Annotated in this window: 13 protein-coding genes; 5 read left to right on the top strand and 8 right to left on the bottom strand. The window is 76.6% G+C overall.

Annotated elements, in window-relative coordinates:
• Positions 1 to 16: 16 nt before the first annotated feature.
• From WA788_RS12415 to WA788_RS12405, 3 genes are all read right to left on the bottom strand, one after another.
• Positions 17 to 469, bottom strand: coding sequence for a roadblock/LC7 domain-containing protein (locus WA788_RS12415; RefSeq protein WP_335976206.1), 453 nt, complete (start codon positions 467 to 469; stop codon positions 17 to 19).
• A 281-nt stretch (positions 470 to 750) separates the two neighbouring features.
• Entirely contained in the window at positions 751 to 1,563 is an 813-nt protein-coding gene (locus WA788_RS12410) for an alpha/beta fold hydrolase (protein ID WP_335976204.1), read from the bottom strand.
• Between the two features lie 122 nt (positions 1,564 to 1,685).
• On the bottom strand, positions 1,686 to 2,144 hold the full coding sequence (locus WA788_RS12405; protein WP_335976201.1) for a cupin domain-containing protein: 459 nt from the start codon (positions 2,142 to 2,144) through the stop codon (positions 1,686 to 1,688).
• Positions 2,145 to 2,282: 138 nt separating this feature from the next.
• Here WA788_RS12405 and WA788_RS12400 point away from each other — a divergent pair, with 138 nt between their 5' ends.
• Entirely contained in the window at positions 2,283 to 2,897 is a 615-nt protein-coding gene (locus WA788_RS12400; protein ID WP_335976198.1) for a TetR/AcrR family transcriptional regulator, read from the top strand.
• Positions 2,898 to 2,961: 64 nt separating this feature from the next.
• Here WA788_RS12400 and WA788_RS12395 read toward each other — a convergent pair whose 3' ends face one another.
• Positions 2,962 to 4,359 (bottom strand): NADP-dependent succinic semialdehyde dehydrogenase, encoded by a 1,398-nt coding sequence (locus WA788_RS12395; protein WP_335976195.1) that lies wholly within the window; start codon positions 4,357 to 4,359, stop codon positions 2,962 to 2,964.
• 349 nt (positions 4,360 to 4,708) lie between these two features.
• Between WA788_RS12395 and WA788_RS12390 the strand changes: the two genes are divergently transcribed.
• Entirely contained in the window at positions 4,709 to 6,283 is a 1,575-nt protein-coding gene (locus WA788_RS12390) for a hydrolase (RefSeq protein WP_443034018.1), read from the top strand.
• Between the two features lie 78 nt (positions 6,284 to 6,361).
• Here WA788_RS12390 and WA788_RS12385 read toward each other — a convergent pair whose 3' ends face one another.
• Positions 6,362 to 6,640, bottom strand: coding sequence for a hypothetical protein (locus WA788_RS12385; protein ID WP_335976190.1), 279 nt, complete (start codon positions 6,638 to 6,640; stop codon positions 6,362 to 6,364).
• A 477-nt stretch (positions 6,641 to 7,117) separates the two neighbouring features.
• Between WA788_RS12385 and WA788_RS12380 the strand changes: the two genes are divergently transcribed.
• The 3 genes from WA788_RS12380 to WA788_RS12370 all read left to right on the top strand — a co-directional run bounded on the left by WA788_RS12380 (position 7,118) and on the right by WA788_RS12370 (position 14,540).
• Positions 7,118 to 7,522 carry an NTP pyrophosphohydrolase gene (locus tag WA788_RS12380; protein ID WP_335976188.1) on the top strand — a complete coding sequence of 135 codons (405 nt, stop codon included), beginning with the start codon at positions 7,118 to 7,120 and terminating at the stop codon, positions 7,520 to 7,522.
• 666 nt (positions 7,523 to 8,188) lie between these two features.
• Complete coding sequence (locus tag WA788_RS12375; protein WP_335976184.1) at positions 8,189 to 11,554, top strand: ABC transporter permease; 3,366 nt, start codon at positions 8,189 to 8,191, stop codon at positions 11,552 to 11,554.
• A 124-nt stretch (positions 11,555 to 11,678) separates the two neighbouring features.
• Complete coding sequence (locus WA788_RS12370; protein ID WP_335976180.1) at positions 11,679 to 14,540, top strand: hypothetical protein; 2,862 nt, start codon at positions 11,679 to 11,681, stop codon at positions 14,538 to 14,540.
• A gap of 41 nt (positions 14,541 to 14,581) precedes the next feature.
• Here the strand turns inward: WA788_RS12370 and WA788_RS12365 are convergent, their stop codons facing one another.
• The 3 genes from WA788_RS12365 to WA788_RS12355 form a co-directional block, all read right to left on the bottom strand.
• Positions 14,582 to 15,589 carry an ABC transporter ATP-binding protein gene (locus WA788_RS12365; RefSeq protein ID WP_335976177.1) on the bottom strand — a complete coding sequence of 336 codons (1,008 nt, stop codon included), beginning with the start codon at positions 15,587 to 15,589 and terminating at the stop codon, positions 14,582 to 14,584.
• A gap of 97 nt (positions 15,590 to 15,686) precedes the next feature.
• Positions 15,687 to 16,808, bottom strand: coding sequence for a DUF5954 family protein (locus WA788_RS12360; protein ID WP_335976174.1), 1,122 nt, complete (start codon positions 16,806 to 16,808; stop codon positions 15,687 to 15,689).
• A gap of 147 nt (positions 16,809 to 16,955) precedes the next feature.
• Complete coding sequence (locus WA788_RS12355; protein WP_335976173.1) at positions 16,956 to 17,786, bottom strand: hypothetical protein; 831 nt, start codon at positions 17,784 to 17,786, stop codon at positions 16,956 to 16,958.
• Positions 17,787 to 17,819: the final 33 nt, after the last annotated feature.

Here is a 17,819-nt window from a genome sequence, read left to right as displayed (position 1 = left end):
CCACGGCCCGCGGTCCTCACACCTCCAGGTCGGTGCCGGCTGCGGCGAGCAGGTCCGCGACGCGGGCGGCGGTGGCGCGGGCCGCGGTGTGCAGCCGCTGAAGGTCCGGGTGCGGCCCGGCCAGGACGGCCAGGACGCAGGACGGGCCCGCCGGGTAGAGCGCGACGCAGCCGTGTTCGGCGCGCACCACCAGTTCGTGGAAGGAGTCGTCGCCGCCGGTCCCGGCCAGCCGCAGCCCGATGCCGAATCCGGCGGAGCTGAGCGCGGCGAGCGCCTCGGCGGGCGCGTCGGGGGCCTCGTGGGCGATGAGCAGCCCGTCCGCGGTGGCCGCGACCGCCCCGGTGGCGTCGGGCAGCCGGGACAGCAGGCGGCCCAACTCGTCGCGTACGTCGGCTTCGTGCGCCATGATCCGCTGCCATGCGTCGGGCGCCTCGGGCAGTTGTCCCCCGGCGGGTGTCGCGGCCGTCATCCGCGCGCCCCCCGCGGTTTCGGGGCGGTGCGGGCGGGTGGGCCGGGCGGGGGTGCGCTCGGCCGCGGCGGCGTGACCGCCCCGCGCAGGTACGTGTGGTTCCCGGACACGCGACTCCCCTCGGTGCAGGGCCCGTCGGGCCGCCGCCCGGCCGGGCGGTGAGGAGTCAAGTTACGCACCGCGCCGCCCCGTTCGAGGAGTTCTGGCATTTTCCCCTGGTACGTGCGGGGTGCTGTTCTAAGATGCCCTCCGCGTCTTTCCGGTTTCCGGCGCGGCCGCGGTCAGCCGCGCGCGGTGGCGAACTCCCAGACCACCGGCAGGAACTCGGCGGGCGTCTCGACCTGGGGCATGTGCCCGGTGCCGGGCAGCAGGCGGAACCCAGCGCCCGGGATGGCCGCGGCGAAGGCGCGTCCGTACTCGGCGTCCACGACGCGGTCGCTCTCGCCCCACGCCACGAGTGCCGGCTGCGCCGCCTTCGCCAGCCGCTCGCGCAGCGTCGGGTCGTTCATCTCCCGGCCCGCGTAGACCTCGAGGGCGACCCGGTTGGCGGCGGCGACCGCGCGCTGCTCGTCGGTGAGCGCGGAGGGGTCGAAGCGGAACTTCGACGGGTCGTGGAAGGACAGCCGCGCGAGTTGGACGGGCGTCAGCGGGAAGGTGTCGGCGACGGGGTGGCCGGGCAGTTCGATGCCGACAGCGTTGACGAGGAGCACCCCGCGGACGCGTGCGCTGCCGAGCAGCGCGAGTTCCGCGGCGATCCAGCCGCCGACGGAGTTGCCGACCACAGTGGCGTCGCGGACGTCGAGCGCGTCGAGCAGGGCCGCGTAGACCTCGGCGAGGCCCGCCGGGCTGCTCAGCCACGCGGGGCGGGCGGTGCCGCCGAAGCCGGGGTGGACCGGGGTGATCACCCGGGCCGGTCGCTCGGCGGCGAGCCGGGCGGCGAAGGGCGCGACGGTCTGCGGGCCGCCCCCGCCGTGCAGCATCAGGAAGGTGCGGGGCGCGTCGGGCCCGGGGGTGTCGGGCTCGTCGACGGTGACGGTGAGGTCGAGGGTGCCGGCGGTCACGGTGAGGGTGCGGGTGGAGGTGGTGCTGGTCATCAGGGGTGCTCCTCGGGCGGATCGAACGGTGGGTGCGGCGGGTCGTTGCGACGGGTGCGGCAGGCGGCGCGGGCCGCGCGGGTGGCGGTCAGGCGTAGTCGCCGGTCAGGCGTAGTCGTCGGTCAGGCGTAGTCGTCGGCGGGCTCGGTGGCGTAGCGGCTCATCACGTCGGCGGTGCTGCGCGCGGTCAGCGCCCGGCCGCCGGCGATCATGTCGCGCAGGTCGCGGAAGTAGTTCACGTACAGGTCGGGCGTGAAGGTGTTGAGGATGACCGCGGGCACGTCGCCGTGGTTGGCGAAGGTGTGCGGCGCGCCGGGCGGGATCATCGCGAGGGTCCCGGCGGGCGCGACGTGGACGGCGGTGCCCACGGTGAAGTGCACGGTGCCGGAGACGACGTAGAAGCCCTCGTCGTGCTCGGCGTGGCGGTGCTGCGGCGGGCCCTCGGTGTGCGGGGCGATGGTGATCTCGCCGATGCCGAGCCGGTGCCCGGTGGTGGTGCCGTCCTCCAGGATGCGCATGCGGGTCGCGCCCAGCTCGATCACTTCGCCGCCGTCCGGGCCGACCACGGAAACCCCGGTCACTGTCCTCAGCTCCTGCCACATTCGTAAGAGTTCGCTCTCACGAAGAGAAGATAGGCGGATCGCCCTCGTCATGCAAGTCCACTCTCATGAGGAGAGTTGAATGCTACGATGCCGGTGGGACGACAGGAGGAGCGGGCGATGACCACACAGGCGGGCGCGGGGCGCAGCAACCAGAAGAAGCGCACGCGCGCGGCGATCCTCGCCGCCGCGCGCGACCTCGTGGAGTCCGGGCGCGAGGTGACGATGCCGGAGATCGCGCGCACCGCGCTGGTCTCCGAGGCCACCGCCTACCGCTACTTCCCCGACCTCCCGTCGCTGGTCGGCGAGGCGCTGAGCGGGGCGTGGCCCGCGCCGGCCGACGCGCTCCGACCGGTCGCGGGGTCGGCGGACCCGGTGGAGCGGGTCGCGTTCGCGTGCGCGTTCCTGCTGCGCGGCACCCTCGCCCGGCAGGGGGCGGTGCGCGCCATGATGGCGGCGACCATCACCCGCCCCGAAACGGCCGCGGCCCGGCCGGGCGTCCGGTTCGGGCTGATCGAGGAGGCGCTCGCACCCGTCCGCGAACGGTTCGCCGCCACCGCCCCGCAACGGCTGGCCCAGCTCGAACGCGACCTCGCGGTGACCGTCAGCGCGGAGGCCCTGTTCTGCCTCACCGACCTGTGCGGGCTCCCCCCCGAAGACGCGATCACCAGCGCCGTCCGCACCGCCTCCACCCTGACAGCCGCGGCGCTCCGCGACCTGCCCCCCGGCCCCTGACGGCCGCGACCCGCCCGAACCGCTACCGCGCGGCGCGGCACGCGGCCGTCCGCCCGGTGGCGCGTCAGCGGCCGAACCACACCGTGGTGACGTTGCAGAACGCCCTGATGCCCTGGGCCGACAGCTCGCGGCCGTAGCCGGAGCGCTTCACCCCGCCGAAGGGCAGGGCCGGATGGGAAGCGGTCATGCCGTTGAAGAAGACGCCGCCGGCCTCGATGTCCCGGGCGAAGCGGCGCTGCTCGTCCGCGTCGCGGGTCCAGACGTTGGAGCTGAGCCCGAACGGCGTGTCGTTGGCGAGCGCGACGGCCGCGTCCAGGCCGGGCACCCGGTACAGCGTGGCGACCGGGCCGAACGCCTCCTCGCGGTGGATGCGCATCGCGTCGGTGACACCGGCCAGCACCGTGGGCTCGTAGAACCAGCCGTCCGGCAGCCGCGGCGGGCGGCGGCCCCCGCACAGCGCCGCCGCGCCCCGGTCCAGCGCGTCCTGGACCAGCTCCTCCAGGTCGGCGCGGCCCTGCTCGCTGGAGACCGGCCCGATGTCGGTGGACTCGTCCATCGGGTCGCCGACGGCCAGCTCCTCCATGGCGCGCACGAAGCGCTCGGTGAACGCGTCGTACACGTCCTCGTGGACGATGAACCGCTTGGCCGCGATGCAGGACTGGCCGTTGTTCTGCACCCGGGCGGTGACGGCGGTGGCGACCGCCGCGTCGAGTTCCGCGGCGGCCGACGGCATCACCACGAACGGGTCGCTGCCGCCGAGTTCGAGCACGGTCGGCTTGATCGCGTCGCCTGCCGCCGCCGCGACCGCGCGCCCGGCGCCCTCGCTGCCGGTGAGTGTGGCGGCGGCCACCCGCGGGTCGCGCACGATGTCCTCGACCGCGCCCGAGCCGATCAGCAGCGTCTGGAAGCACCCGTCGGGAAAGCCCGCCCGGTGGAAGAGGTCGCCGAGGTAGAGCGCGGTCTGCGGGACGTTCGAGGCGTGCTTGAGCAGGCCCGTGTTGCCCGCCATCAGCGCCGGCGCGGCGAACCGGACCACCTGCCAGAGCGGGAAGTTCCACGGCATGACGGCCAGCACGACGCCGAGCGGGCGGTAGCGTACGACGGCCCGGTCGGCCCCGCTGTCCGCCACGTCGGCCGGGTCGGGGTGCTCGTCGGCGAGCAGTTCCTCGGCGTGGCCGGCGTACCACCGCATCGCCTTGGCGCACTTGGCGGCTTCAGCGCGGGCCGCGGCGAAGGTCTTGCCCATCTCGGTGGTCATGGTGCGCGCGATCGTGTCGCGCTCGCTGTCCAGCAGGTCGGCGGCGGCGCGCATCAGGGCGGCGCGGGTGGCGAAGTCGGTCTCGCGGTGTGCGCGGAAGGCGCGTGCCGCCTTGGCGATCCGCTCCTCGACGGCTGCCGCGTCCATCGGCTCGAACGTCTTGAGGGTCCGCCCGGTGGCCGGGTCCACGGTGGCGATGGGCATCTTCAGCTCCTCCTTGGTCCCCCGTCCCCATCGTCACCCGATCCGGCCCGGTCCCGCGACAGCACGGGGCCACGTGGTGGCACCGGGGCGCCGACGCGTCCAAGGTCTTCGAGGGACGTTCACTAATTCGTCACACCATCCACATACGTCCCAGGCTCTACGCGCGGAGAATCAGGTGCTGCACCACGTCTCGCTCCGCATGCCCGCTTCCGACGACGGTTCCCCCATCAAACCGCCCCCACCTGGAGGTTGACGGATGCCCATCCGAGTCCCCGGCGCCACCGGCCCGTTCCGCAGATCCGGCAGGTCCGGTGCCGAGCAGGCCGGCCGGGTCCCGGCCCTGCCGCAGATCCCGCTCTTCTCCCGCAGCCGGGTGCTGATCAGCGCGGCCGCGGGGCTCAGTGCCGTGGCCGCGCTCGGCGGTCTGGCGCTGTCGGGCGGCAGCGCGCAGGCCGCGGCCCGCCCGCAGGCGGCGGCCGCCGCCCCCGCCGCCTCGGTCACCCACCGCGTCCTGTTCGACGACACCAAGGCCGAGGAGGCCGGGAACGCCGACTGGATCATCAGCACCAGCAAGCCCGACCCGCTCGGCGAGAACGCCTCGCCCAGCAAGGAGACCGACTGGACCGGCGCGCTGTCGTCGTGGGGCGTGGCCCTGCAGAAGACCGGCGACTACTCGCTGGCGACGCTGGCCTCCGGCAAGACCATCACCTACGGCAACTCCTCCAACGCGCAGGACCTCAGCAACTACGACGAGTTCGTCATCGACGAGCCCAACACCCTGCTGAGCGCGGCCGAGAAGACCGCGGTGATGACGTTCGTGAAGAACGGCGGCGGCCTGTTCCTGATCTCCGACCACAACGGCAGCGACCGCAACAACGACGGCTACGACTCGCCGAAGGTCATCAACGACCTGCTGACGAACAACACCGTCGACAGCTCCGACCCGTTCGGGTTCTCCGTCGACTCGCTCGACATCAGCACCGACACGCCCAAGGCGATCAGCGACAGCTCCGACCCGGTGCTCCACGGCGCGTTCGGCACCGTGACCGGCAGCATCATCGCCGACGGCACCACCTTCACCCTCAAGCCGTCCGACAACTCCTCGGTCAAGGGCCTGCTGTACCGCACGGGTTACTCCGGCAACACCGGCGCGTTCTTCGTCACCAGCACCTTCGGCAGCGGCCGGGTGGCGATCTGGGGCGACAGCTCGCCGGTCGACGACGGCACCGGCCAGTCCGGCAACACCCTGTACGACGGCTGGAACGACACCCGCGGCACCGACGCGGCCCTCGCGCTCAACGCCACCGCGTGGCTGGCCGGCGACGGCAGCGGCACCACCACCGGCGGCACCACCTCCGGTACCACGTCGGGGACCACCTCCGGCACGACCTCGGGGACGTCCTCCGGCACCACGTCCGGCTCCACCACCGGCTCCACCACGGGCGGCTCCGGCAGCTGCACCTCCGCGCAACTGCTCGCCAACCCCGGCTTCGAGTCCGGCAACACCAGCTGGACCGCGAGCAGCAAGGTAATCACGAACGCCACCGCGGAAGCCGCGCACACCGGTTCGTACAAGGCGTGGCTGGACGGCTACGGCACCGCCACCACGAACACCCTCGCGCAGAGCGTGACGATCCCGTCGGGCTGCTCGGCCTCGTTGAGCTTCTGGCTGCACATCGACACCGCGGAGACCGGCTCGACGGCGTACGACACGCTGACCGCGCAGGTGCTCAACTCCTCGGGCACGGTGCTGTCCACGCTCGCGACGTACTCCAACACGAACGCGGCGTCCGGCTACACGCAGCGCACCTTCGACCTGAGCGCGTACGCGGGCCAGAGCGTGACGCTGAAGTTCACCGGGGTCGAGGGTTCCAAGCTCCAGACGTCGTTCGTCATCGACGACACCGCGCTCAACGTGAGCTGACCGCACACCGGTCCGCTCACGACACGTGCTTCGGGCGGTGGGGCCGCGACCGGCCCCGCCGCCCGAGGTGCGTCCGGGCTACGGCTGCGGCGGTCCGTCGGGGCCGGGCAGCTGCCGGGGCGCGCGGTGGGCCGCGGCGGGTCCGAGCGTCGGGGCGAGCACGCGGAACGCCACCAGGCCGGGGCGGGCCGGCCACGGGACCGGCGCCTCGACGCCGGGGAAGCGCTCCACGAGCGCGTCGAAGACCCGGTAGGCGCTGGCCTCGTCCCCTGCGGTGATCAGGACGTGGGCGAGGCCGTCGGTGCGGCCGTCGACGCCGCCGGGGCGCTGCGCGGGGACTCTGCGGTCCTTGGGCACGGATTCGGCTCCCTTCCTCGGGGCGGGCCGGCCCCTCGCGGACCGGGCCGGTTGCCGGGAGGGACATGGCCGGCGGGGACACGGTTGCCGGTCGGCGCCGGTTTTCACCCGCACGGGCCGCGGGCGGCATGGCGGGCGGGGCATCGGGTAGGCGCGAGGGCGTCCACTGCGGGGCGCACCCGCGTCCCGTCCCGCCGCGACATCTGGGAGGACACGATGACCGAGCCGTATCCGAATCCGAAGCCCGGACCAGGACCCGGCGGCCCCCGGCCCGCACCCGGCCCCGGCCCCGGGCCGGACCCCGTACCGAACCCCACGCCCCACCCGGTCCCCGGGCCCGCGCCCGACCCGGTGCCGACCCCGCCCGGGCCCGAGCCCACACCGCCCTCGCCCGCGCCGGAGCCGATCCCGCCGTCGCCCCAGCCGGAGCCTGCGGCGCCCCCGCTGACGTGAGCGGGGTGTGCGAGGGTGGGGGACGTGACGGAACGCCCCCTGCTCGTCGTCGACGGCGCGAACGTCGTCGGCTCGGTGCCCGACGGCTGGTGGCGCGACCGGTACGCCGCCGCGGAGCGCCTGCGTGACGCGCTCGCGCCCTGCGCCGCCGCCGGGCTGCCCGCGGACGGCCCCGCCCCGGCGTGGGCGGCCGGCGTGCCGCTCGACGTGGTGCTCGTCGTCGAGGGCGCGGCCCGCGGGGTGGCGTCCGTGCCCGGGGTGACGGTGCGCTCCGCGCCCGGCAGCGGTGACGACCTGATCGCCGAGATCGCCGCCGGCGCGGCGCCCCGCCCCTGCCTGGTCGTCACCGCCGACCGCGGCCTGCGCGCCCGCGTCACCGCGACCGGCGCCGAGACCGCCGGCCCCCGCACGGTCCGCCGCCGCCCCTGACCTCCGCTCAGCCCAACTTCCGTGCCGCACACGGCCGTCGAGCCGTGCGGCACGACGGCCACTTGCCTCCGGCCGACGCAACTCCCCCGCCACACCTGTCGGGCCCATCCGACACCCGCAAGCACCGGCCCGATGCGCGCCCGGCGCAAGCCACTGACAGGACCGCCCCCTCCGCCGCCGCCCCCAACCCCCGCCCGACGGCAACTCCCCGCCGCACGCGGCGCTTGGGCCGTTTGCGGCAGGGCCGCCACCCGACACAATTCCCCCGCCACACAAAGCCACCGACCCATCCCACACCGCAAACACCGGCCCGACGCGCCCCCGGCGCAAGCCGCTGACAGGACCACACCGCCCACCGCCGCCCGATACAACTCCCGTGCCGCACAACGCCCTTGGGCCGTGCAGCATGAGGGCCACCTGCCTCTCACCCGACTCAACTCCCCAGCCCCACAAGGCCGTCGGCCCATCCGACACCGCAGCCACCAACCCGATGCGCGCCCGGCGCAAGCCACCGACGAGACCGCCCCCTCCGCCGCCCCCAACCCCCGCCCGTCACAACTCCCCTGCCGCACGCGGCGCTTGGGCCGTTTGCGGGAGGGCCGTCGCCGACCGTTGTTGCGCCGGGGGGAAGGCTGTTGATAGGACTGCGCCGTACCGTTACGTCCCATGTTCGAGGCCGCGGGCGGGGGGCATGTGGTCGGCACGGCCGTTTCCCGTCCGGCGCGGCGCCTTCCCGCGGTGGCACGGCGCTCGACGCAGCACGGACTGGTGCTGACCGCGGTCGCGGTGACCGTCCTGCTGTGCGCGACCGCGCTCGCGACGCTCGTAGCCATGGCGGGGCGCTCGGTCGCCTCGGAGGCCGACCGCAGGCTCGCCGCGGACGCCGACGCGCAGGTGTCGGTGAACGCCGCCTACCGCGCGGGCGGGATGGCCGCCGCCGACCGGGCGGTCCGGGCCGCCGCCGACCGGGTGCTGGCGGGTGCGCCGCACCACACGTACGTGGGCCTGCTGGACTCCGCGGCGGTGTCGGTGGCCGGGGTCGACGGCTCGGCCGGTCCACCGCGCGGCCCGGGCGCGAGCGACCTGCACGCGGTCGCCGCGCAGGACGCGGGCGGCTTCGGGCGCCTGGTCAGCGGGAGTTGGCCGGGCGGTGCGGCGAACGCCCCGCCCGCCGCGTTCACTTCGCTGCCCGGTGTGCGCGGCGGCGCGGGCTCACCCGCCGCCGTATCCGCGGCCGTGCCGCAGCCGCTGGCCCAGCGCCTGGCCCTGCACACCGGCTCGCGGATGCTGCTGCGGAACGCCTCGGGCAGCACCGTGACGGTGCGGGTCTCGGGGGTGTTCCGGGCCACCCGGGCCGTCGGGTTCTGGCCCGCGATGGCCGGGAACCTGGCCCCGGGGGAGACCGCGAGCCAGCAGTTGCTGGTGGTCGCGCCGGCCGCGCTGAACGGCAGCGCCGTCCTCAACGGCCATCTGACGGCCCACTGGAGCGTGCAGCCGGACCTCCCGCGCCTCGGCACGGGGAGTCTGAAGTCGCTGCGCGACCGGGTGGCGGCGTTCGCGGGCAGCCAGACGGACATCTCGGTCTTCCACGGGCAGCGCCCGTCGCTCACCGACCTCGCGGTCTCCTCCGGGCTGCCCGACGCGATCGACGCCCTCGAGGTGCCCACCGTGGCCGCCCGGTCCGCGCTCTACCTGCCCGCCGTGATGCTGGCCGTCCTCGCGCTGGCCACCCTGGTGCTGGCCGCCCGCCAGATGACGGTACGGCGGCGGCCGGAGCTGGCGCTCCAGCAGGCCCGGGGCGCGGGCACCGGGCGGCTGCTGCGCGGCGCCGCCGCGGAGTGGGCGCTGACCGGGGTCCCCGCGGCGGTCGCGGCGCCGTACCTGGCCGGGCTGCTGCACCCCGGCAGCCGGGGCGCGGGCGCCTGGGCGGCGGTGGGGCTGACGCTGCTGGTGCACGCGGCGGCGGTGCTGCTGCCGGTGCGGCCGCGCGCGGGCCGGGGCGCGCGGGCCGCCGCCGCGCAGCGGTGGGGAGCGGATCTGGCGCTGCTGGCCGTCGCGGTCCTGGGGTTCGTGGAGCTGCGCGGGCACCGCTCGCTGGTCGCGGGCGGGATCGGCGCGGTGTCGGTGGACCCGGTGATGGTGCTGGTGCCCGCCGTGGCGGGCGGCGCCGCCGCGCTCCTGCTGCTGCGGCTGCTGCCGCTGACGTCCATGTTGCTGGACGCGTTCGGGCACCGCGGGCGCGGTCTGGTCCCGGCGCTGGCCGGGTGGCAGGTGAGCCGGCGGGTCACGCGCGAGGCCGGAGCGGTGGTGCTGATGTGCCTGGCGGTGTCGGTGAGCGCGTTCGCCACCACGGCGCTGGCCTGCCTGGGCGCCCTCGCCTCCGAGCAGGCGGCGGTGGCGGTCGGCGCGGACGTCCGGATCACCGCGGGCCGGTCCGTCGACTACCCCGCGGCCGTGCTGGGCGGCGCGTACCGCGCGCTGCCCGCGGTGACGGCCGCGGTGCCGGTGAGCGCGACCACCGCGAACCTGCCCGGCGGGGCGACCGAGGTGCTCGACGGCACCGTGTCCGGCCCCGCGCCCCGCCCGTCCGGACCGGCCGCGTACGGCGTCGCGCTGCCGGGCCGTCCGGCCGCGCTGCTGCTGGACGAGCGGCTCGGCAGCGACGGCAGCACCGCCGCCCCGCGCCTGCACCTGACCGTTCAGGACGCGGACGGCCTGGCCGACACCCGCACGGTGGCGCTGCCTGCCGCGGACGGGGGCCGGCACACCGTCGCGGTCCCGCTGGACGTGCCGACCGGCGACGGCCGCCCGCGCGCCTACCCGCTGACCGTCACCGCCCTCGATGTCCTTCCCCGGGAGGGTGTCCGTCCCGCGCGGCTGGACCTGGACCTGTTCCGGATCGGCTCGCGCTCGCCGGGGGTCGCGGACACCTGGGCCGCGCCCCTGCCCGCCGGCCAGGTGTGGAGCGACGGCACGCCGAACGCGGCGGGGGCCGCCGCGGGCGCCTGCCGGGGCGAGGTGACCACCAGTACGTACGTCTACGGGTCCCCGGGGCTGTGCGCCCTGCACGCCGGCGGGTCCCACGTGTTCGACGCCGTCATCAGTACCGCCTACCGCGCGCCGAAGCCGGCGGCGGGCGGCTCCGACGGGGACGGTACGGGCCTCACCACCGGCGGCGACAGCAGCCCGGACGACACCGTCGGGCCCGACGGTGTGGTGCGGCTGCTGGCCGGGCCCGCCGGCGGGCCCGCGCCGCTCCCGCTGCACGCCGACGCGCGGGCGCTGCGCGACGGCCACCTGAAGGTCGGGCAGACCACCACGCTGGACCTGGGCGACGGCACCCCGGTGCCCGCCCGGATCGTCGGGCGCATCGACCCGCCGCAGGGGCTGGGCAGCGGGCAGGGGCACCTGGTCGCCGACCAGCGCCGGCTCGGCCAGGCCCTCACGCGCGCCGGGGCGCCCGCGCAGGAGCCCGCGTTCTGGTGGCTGACCAGCACCGACAGCGCGCGGACGGCCGCCGCCGCCCGGGCCCGGCCCGCGCTGGGCACGGTGACCACGCGGGAGGGCGCCGCCGCGGCCCTGCGGTCCGACCCGTTCCGCGCCGGGCTGCGCCAGGTGCTGGAACTGGTCCGCTTCCTCGCACCCTGCTTCGCGGTGATCGCCTTCACCGTCCACGCGGTGATCTCCGCCCGGCGGCGGCGCCGGGAGTTCGCGCTGCTGCGGGCGGTGGGGACCAGCCCCGGGCGGCTGGCCGCGCTGCTCGGCACCGAGCAGGTGGGCCTGGCGCTGTTCGCGGTGGTCCCCGGCGCCCTGATGGGCATGGCGCTGGCGTCCGCGGTGCTGCCCCTGGTCACCGTGGACGACGACGGCCAGGCGCTCGACCCGCCGCTCCCCCTGGTCATGCCCTGGGGCACGGTCGCGCTGACCGCGGTCCTCACCGCCCTGGCCGTCAGCGCTGTCGTCCTGGCCCTCGCCCGCCTGCTTGCCCGGGTGGACCTGGTCCGCGTCATGAGAGCGGGAGAAGAACAGTGAGCCGCAGCACCGGCCTCGGCAGCGCCGCCCCACGCCCGGAAGCGACCGCGGCACATCGGCGGGCCCGCCCCGAGCGGCGCGGACGCGCCGGCGCGGCACACGCCACGACGGCGGGAGCGGGCCGTTGAACCGCACACCCGCCCAGGACCGTACGGCAGCCTCGCGCGTCCCGCGGCGCGGACGCGGGGCATGGACGGCGTGGCGGCTGGTGGGGCGGGAGGCCCGGGGGGACGTGGCGCTGCTGGGGTGCCTGGCGGTGCTGGTGGCGGTGCTGGCGGGGATGTGCGCGTGGGCGCCCTCGGCGGCGGGCCGGCAGGAGGACCGGGCACTGCGGCAGCGGGTCGCCGCCGCGCAGGCGGGCGCGCCGCTGATCACCCTGAGCGCGGTGCCGCAGGTGCTCGGTTCGGGGCCGCCCGCGCTGGACATGGCCGCGCTGCTGGCCGACGGCAGGGCGCTGTCGCACCGGCTGGGCGGCGCCGCGGGCCGCTACGCCTCTTTCGCCCGGGCCGGCTCCTACGACTACGGCCAGGCCGCACTGGCCTCGCCGCGCCCGCCCGGCCGCGCGAGCGGCAGCACCGTGCTGGCCCTCAGCTACCTGCCCGCCGCACAGGCGCACCTGCGGTACGTCAGCGGCCACCCGCCGGCCGACCGTACGCCCGCCGGCTCCGCGCCGCAGGTCGCGCTGTCGCAGGCCACCGCGAAGGCGCTCGGCGTACGGGTCGGCAGCCGCCTGGGCCTGCGGTACGACCCGGTCCCGGCGTTGCAGAAGGCGCCCGCCGCCGGGCTGGTGGTGAGCGGGGTCTTCCGCGCGGCGGCCGGCGCGGACGACTTCTGGAGCAGCCGGGCGACGCTGGCGCAGCCGGCGCGGCAGCCCCGGCAGGGCGCCTTCGGCACGGTGCTCGCCGCGGGCGGCCTGGTCGGCCTCGACGCGGCCGACCGGCTGGCGTCGGCCGGGGTGCCGGGCCCGTCGGTGACCTGGGAGCTGCGGCCCGACCTGCGGCACGCCGCGCTGGACCGGGCCGGCGCGCTGACCGGGCCGCTGTCCCGGTACGGCGCCGACCTGGACCGCGAACTGTGCCGCGGCACCGACGAGTTCACCGGCGGCGAGAGCTGCACGGTCGGCCGGCAGCACACCGGGCCGCTGACGGTGACCGACGCGCTCACCCCGCTCGTGGCCGCGTTCGCCGCGCAGGACCACCAGGCCCGCGGGCTCGCCCTGTTCGCCGTCGACTCGCTGGCCGCGGTCGCGCTGGCCACGGCGGCGGTCGCGGTGCGGCTGCTGCTGCGCCGCCGGAGCGCGCACCTGCGGCTCCAGCGGGCCCGCGGCGCGTCCACCGCGCGGCTGGTCGCGGCCCGCAGCGCCGTGCCCTGGGCGGTCATCGCGCTTGCCGCGGGCGCCGGTTGGGCGGCAGGCCGGCTGCCGGCGCCGGCCGGGGTGTCGGGGGCGCCGCGGCCGCTGTCCGCGGTCGCCGTCGCCGCGGCCGCTGCCCTGACGGTGTCGCTGCTGACGTGGCTCGCGGTCCGGGAGCCGGCCCGCCCGCGCCGCTCGGGGCGCGCCCGCCGGCGTGCCGCGGTCGGGCGCCGGACGGTCGCCGAGGCCACGGTGCTGCTGGCGGCGGCCGCGGGCGTGGTGGCGCTGCGTTCGCAGGGGCCGGACCGGGTGCTGGGCGCGGTGCCGGTGCTGGTGGCGGCGGCCGCCGTGCTGGTGCTGCTGCGGGTCCATCCGCTGCTGCTGCGGCTGGTGCTGCGCCGGGCCCGGCGCGGCAGGGGCGCCGTGGGGTTCGTGGGCGCGGCCAGGGCCGCGCACGACGCGCCGGCGACCGGGCCCGCCCTGTTCGTGCTGGTCCTGACGCTGGGCACGGCCGTCTTCGGGGGGCTGGTGCAGCGCACGGTCCACGACGGTCTGGCGGCGGGCGCGGCCTGGAGCGCGGGCGCCGACGCCGGCGCCACCGTCGCGGGGAACGCGACGCCCCCTGCGGGCACCCTGAACGGCACCCCCGGCATACGGGTCGCGCTGGAGCACCTGCGCACCGTCGACCTGGTGGGCGAGGCCGACGGCGCCGACCTGCCGTCGGTCGCGGTGGTCACGGTGACGCCCGCGCAACTGGCGTCCGTCGCGCCGCACTCGCCGCTGGCCGGGCGGCTGCGGTCCGCGCTGGCCGGCGCGCCCGCCGCCGGGGGCACCCGGCTGCCGGCGGTCGTCTCGCCCGCGCTGCGGGCGCGTGAGCGCACCGGCGGCTTCACCGCCTCCGTCACGGTCCGCGGCAAACCGACCGTCCAGCTCGACCTGGACCCGGCCGGTACCCTGGACGCCGCCGACCTGCGCGACCCGCTGCTGGGGCCCGTCACCGCACACCTCCCGCCGGGGACCCCGCTGGTGATCACCACGGCGGCCGCCGACCGGGTCCTGCCGCAGCAGTCCTCGGGCAGCACCGTGCTGCTGCTGCGCGGCCCCGGCGGCGACCCGGCGGCGCTCAAGGCGGCCGCGTTCCGCGCGCTGGGCCCACTCGCGCAGGTCCGCACCCGCGCCGAGGCGCTGAGCGCCCTGCGCGGCGACGGGCTGACACGGGGCGTGGCGGCCGTCTACACCGCGACCTCGGCGCTCGCGGCCCTGTTCGGCCTGCTCGCGGTCGCCCTGGAACTGGTCCTCACCTCGCACGACCGCGGCCGCACCACCGCGTTCCTGCGCACGCTCGGGCTGGGCGGCAGGGGTGCGGGGGCGCTGCACTTCCTCCAGATGCTGCCGCTCGCGGCGGCCGCGGCGGTCGGCGGCGCCCTGGTCGGCCTGCTCGAACCGAGGCTGACGGCACCGGCGTTGGACCTGCGCCAGTTCACCGGCGGCGCCGTCAGCCCGGCGCTGCGCACCGACTACGCGCTGACCGCGGCGCTGGTCGGCGGTGTGCTGCTGCTGATCCTCGCCGCGGCGGCCGCCGAAACCCTGCTGGCCCGCAGGCGCCGGCTGGGCGCCGTCCTGCGCCTCGACTGAGGCGGGCGGGTGCCGTGGGGCAGGGCGGCGGGCGCCGGCGGTCACTCCGGCTCGGGGCCGGTCCCGCCTGCCGCGGCCTGCCGTGCCTTCGCGCGGCGCGCCGCGTCGTCGGGCCAGACCCCGACGTGGTCGGTCTCCAGGGCGAGCCGCACCCGCCTGCGCAGGTGCAGCCGCTCGGTGAACTCGCGCGGGATCTGGAGCCGCCCGTTGCGGTCCAGCACCGCGTACTCCTCGGAGGTGAGCGCCTGCACGCCGTCCGCGCCGGTGGCCACCCGCCGCAGCACCTCGGTGGACGTACGGCCGTCGCGTATCCGCACGGTGCGCTGGACCTGCTCGGAGACGAGCGCGTCGTGGGTGACCACGACGACGGTGACGCCCAGTTCCTCGTTGGCCCGGCGCAGCGCGGCGAAGATGTCGTCGCTGGTGGCGGTGTCGAGTTCGCCGGTGGGCTCGTCGGCCAGCAGCACCCGCGGCTCGTTGGCGTTCGCGACGGCGATGGCGACCCGCTGCTGCTCGCCGCCGGACATCGCGTCGGGGGTGCGGTCCGCGACGTGGCCGACGCCCAGCAGGCCGAGCAGTTCCTCGGCGCGGGTCCGGCGCCGGGCGCGCTTCGCCCCGACGTAGCTCATCGGCAGCATCACGTTCTCGGCGGCCGTCAGGTACGGCAGCAGGTTGCGGCCGGTCTGCTGCCACACGAAGCCGACGGTGGAGCGCCGGTACGCCAGCCGGGCGCGGCGCTTCATCGCCAGCAGGTCGTGCCCGGCGACCTCGGCGGAGCCCGCGGTGGGCACGTCCTGGCCGGAGAGGATGCCCAGCAGGGTGGACTTCCCGGAGCCGGAGGCGCCGATCACCGCGACCATCTCGCCTTCGGCCACGGCCAGGTCGAGCCCTTGCAGCGCCTGCACCTCGACGCCCTCGGTGCGGTAGATCCGCACCAGGTTCTCGCAGACGACGAGGCCGTCCTCGCGCTCGGGGACGGCCGCCGCGGCGGCGCGCCGCGTCAGCTCCGCCAGGTCCGGCGCACCGGCCGCCGGTTCGTGTGCCGCCATGCCGCGCCCCCGGGGTGTTGTGCGGATCGACGGCGCCAGCGTAGTGCGTGCCGGGCGGGGTGCGTGGCGGGCCGACGTGCCGGGCGGGGTGCGCCGGTCAGCGGCGGTCGCGGAGGTGGTCGCGGCGGCGCCGTTCTTCGTCGAGCAGGGCCATGAACTTGCGGGTGCCCTCCTCGGCTTCGCCGTCCTCCTCGTCCTGGACCGCGGCCTGCTCGCGCAGTTGGCGGTCGTGGACCATGGCCGGCGGCACCGGGTCGGCGTCCGAGGGGCGCGGGCCCTCCGGGCCGTCCGGGCCGGTGCGCAGCAGCCGTTCGACCCGGATGATCCGGAAGTGCCGCCCGGCGACGTCGAGTTCGTCGACCTGCTCGGTGTCGAGGTGGTCGGCGGCGCGCTTGTGGAGTTCGTGCTCCTCGTCGGTGAGTTGGCGCTGCCAGGGCACCATCACCCGCAGCTGCATGGCCAGTCCGTCGCGCGCGTCGCGCGGGGTGGCGGCGGTGCCGGTGGACTGCGGCCGCCAGCGGCCCCCTTCGCGCTCGGCGGCCATGAACGTCGCCGGCAGCAGGACACCGCCCGGGTGGGTGTGCGCGGCGGCGCGGGAGTCCTCCCGTACGTCGCGCGGCACGCTGCCGTTCTTCCGCAGGGCGGTGAGGAGTTCGGCGCGCAGCACGCCCGGGGACGGCGCCGCCGCGCCGCCGGGGGCGGCGACGACCAGGTCCGCGGCGGGGTCGAGCGGCGGCTGCGCGGGGTCCGTACGGTCGGGGTCGGTGGCGCGCGGCGGTTCGGGGCCGTCCGGGCCCATCCGGATGAAGCGCTCGGCGCGGACCACGCGGTAGCGGGCACCGGCCACGGTCAGCTCGTCGAGCCGTTCCCAGTCGAGCCGTTCGGCCGCCGCGGTGTACTGCGCGCGGCCGGCCTCGTCGCCGTCGGCGGCGCAGCGGTCGGCGCGGGTCCGGAAGTGCGCGCCCAGCGCGTCGCGGGCGTCCTGCGGGGCGAGGCCGGCGAAACCCGGGTGCAACTTCCAGCCACCTTCGGCCCGTTCGCGGGCGATGCCGAAGACCGGGCCGCCGGCGAAGAGGGTCGACGGGTACGCCTTGCGCGCCTTCCAGGTCTCCACGTCCGCGGGCGCGGCCGGCCCCGCCGCGACCGGCGACGATGGCGCGGTCGACCGCGGCCACTCCCGGCCGGTCACTTCCTCCTGAGCGTCACCGTTCGCCTTCATGCCCTTAGCATGCCCGCCCGGCCGCCCCCAGTCCCCCGGTTCGGCCAAAACCGCACCCCCGCCCGGCACCGGCGCCCGCCCGTCCCACCGGCCAACGGCCCCTCACCGCAGGCGTGTTCCCCACCATTGGCGGCGATTCACGCCGTTTCAGCCGGCCTTGGCCAGCTTGGCGACCTGGGCGTTCACCACGGCGTCGGGGATCTCCGGACGGCCGCCGGGGACGCCCAGCGCGGACAGGACCACGATGGTGGCGCCGACGCGGACGACCAGGAAGCGGAAGGGCACGTCGACGGCGTCGTCGTCCCCTTCATCGGTCCCGCCGTCGTTCCCGGCGTCGTCTCCGTCCGACACGACCTGGGTGATGGTGTACTCCACGGCGTCGTCACCGACGGAGGGCGCGGCGGCCGGCACGGGACGGGTGTACCGCTCCCCCTGACCACCGGGAAAGGAGTCACAGGTTCTGAGCGACGCGCGCAGGTCCGTCATCACCCCGGCGGCGTCCGCCGGTCGGTAGGCGAGGAGCGTGTCCCCCACCACCGAGTCGTCCTCGCCGTCCTTGGCGTCCCGCGTGACGCTCTGCTCGAACAGGGCGTGGTGCTGGTGGCCTGGGCTCACCGGCCCCATGGCGATCCCCGCCAGCGCCGTGCACACGGCTGGTGACACCTTGGGCAGTCGGGCCACGTCCGTGATCGCGACCTTGATCGAGACCCCGTCGGGGCCGTGGCCGAACTGCGTGCCCGTGGACCATCCCGGCAGGTCCGACTTGCCCACGGCCGCCTGTTCCAGCTGTCGTTGGTCGAGCATCCGCGCCGCCCGAGGCGTGCCGCTCGCCGCCGCCCCGGCGGTCGATGCCGCGCCCGAGGGCGCGTGCGTACCCCCGCCCTTGCCGCCACCGCCGCCCCCGCAGGCCGTCGCCGCGGCCACCACCAGGACCGCGAGGCAGAGCGGGCCCGCCAGCGGCCGTCGCGCTGTCCGCACCCGAGCTGTTCCCCGTACTCCGTGCGACGCCGC

Source organism: Streptomyces sp. CA2R106, assembly GCF_037034245.1.
Taxonomy (GTDB): Bacteria; Actinomycetota; Actinomycetes; order Streptomycetales; family Streptomycetaceae; genus Actinacidiphila.
This window is presented reverse-complemented; position numbering and strand designations above follow the sequence as displayed.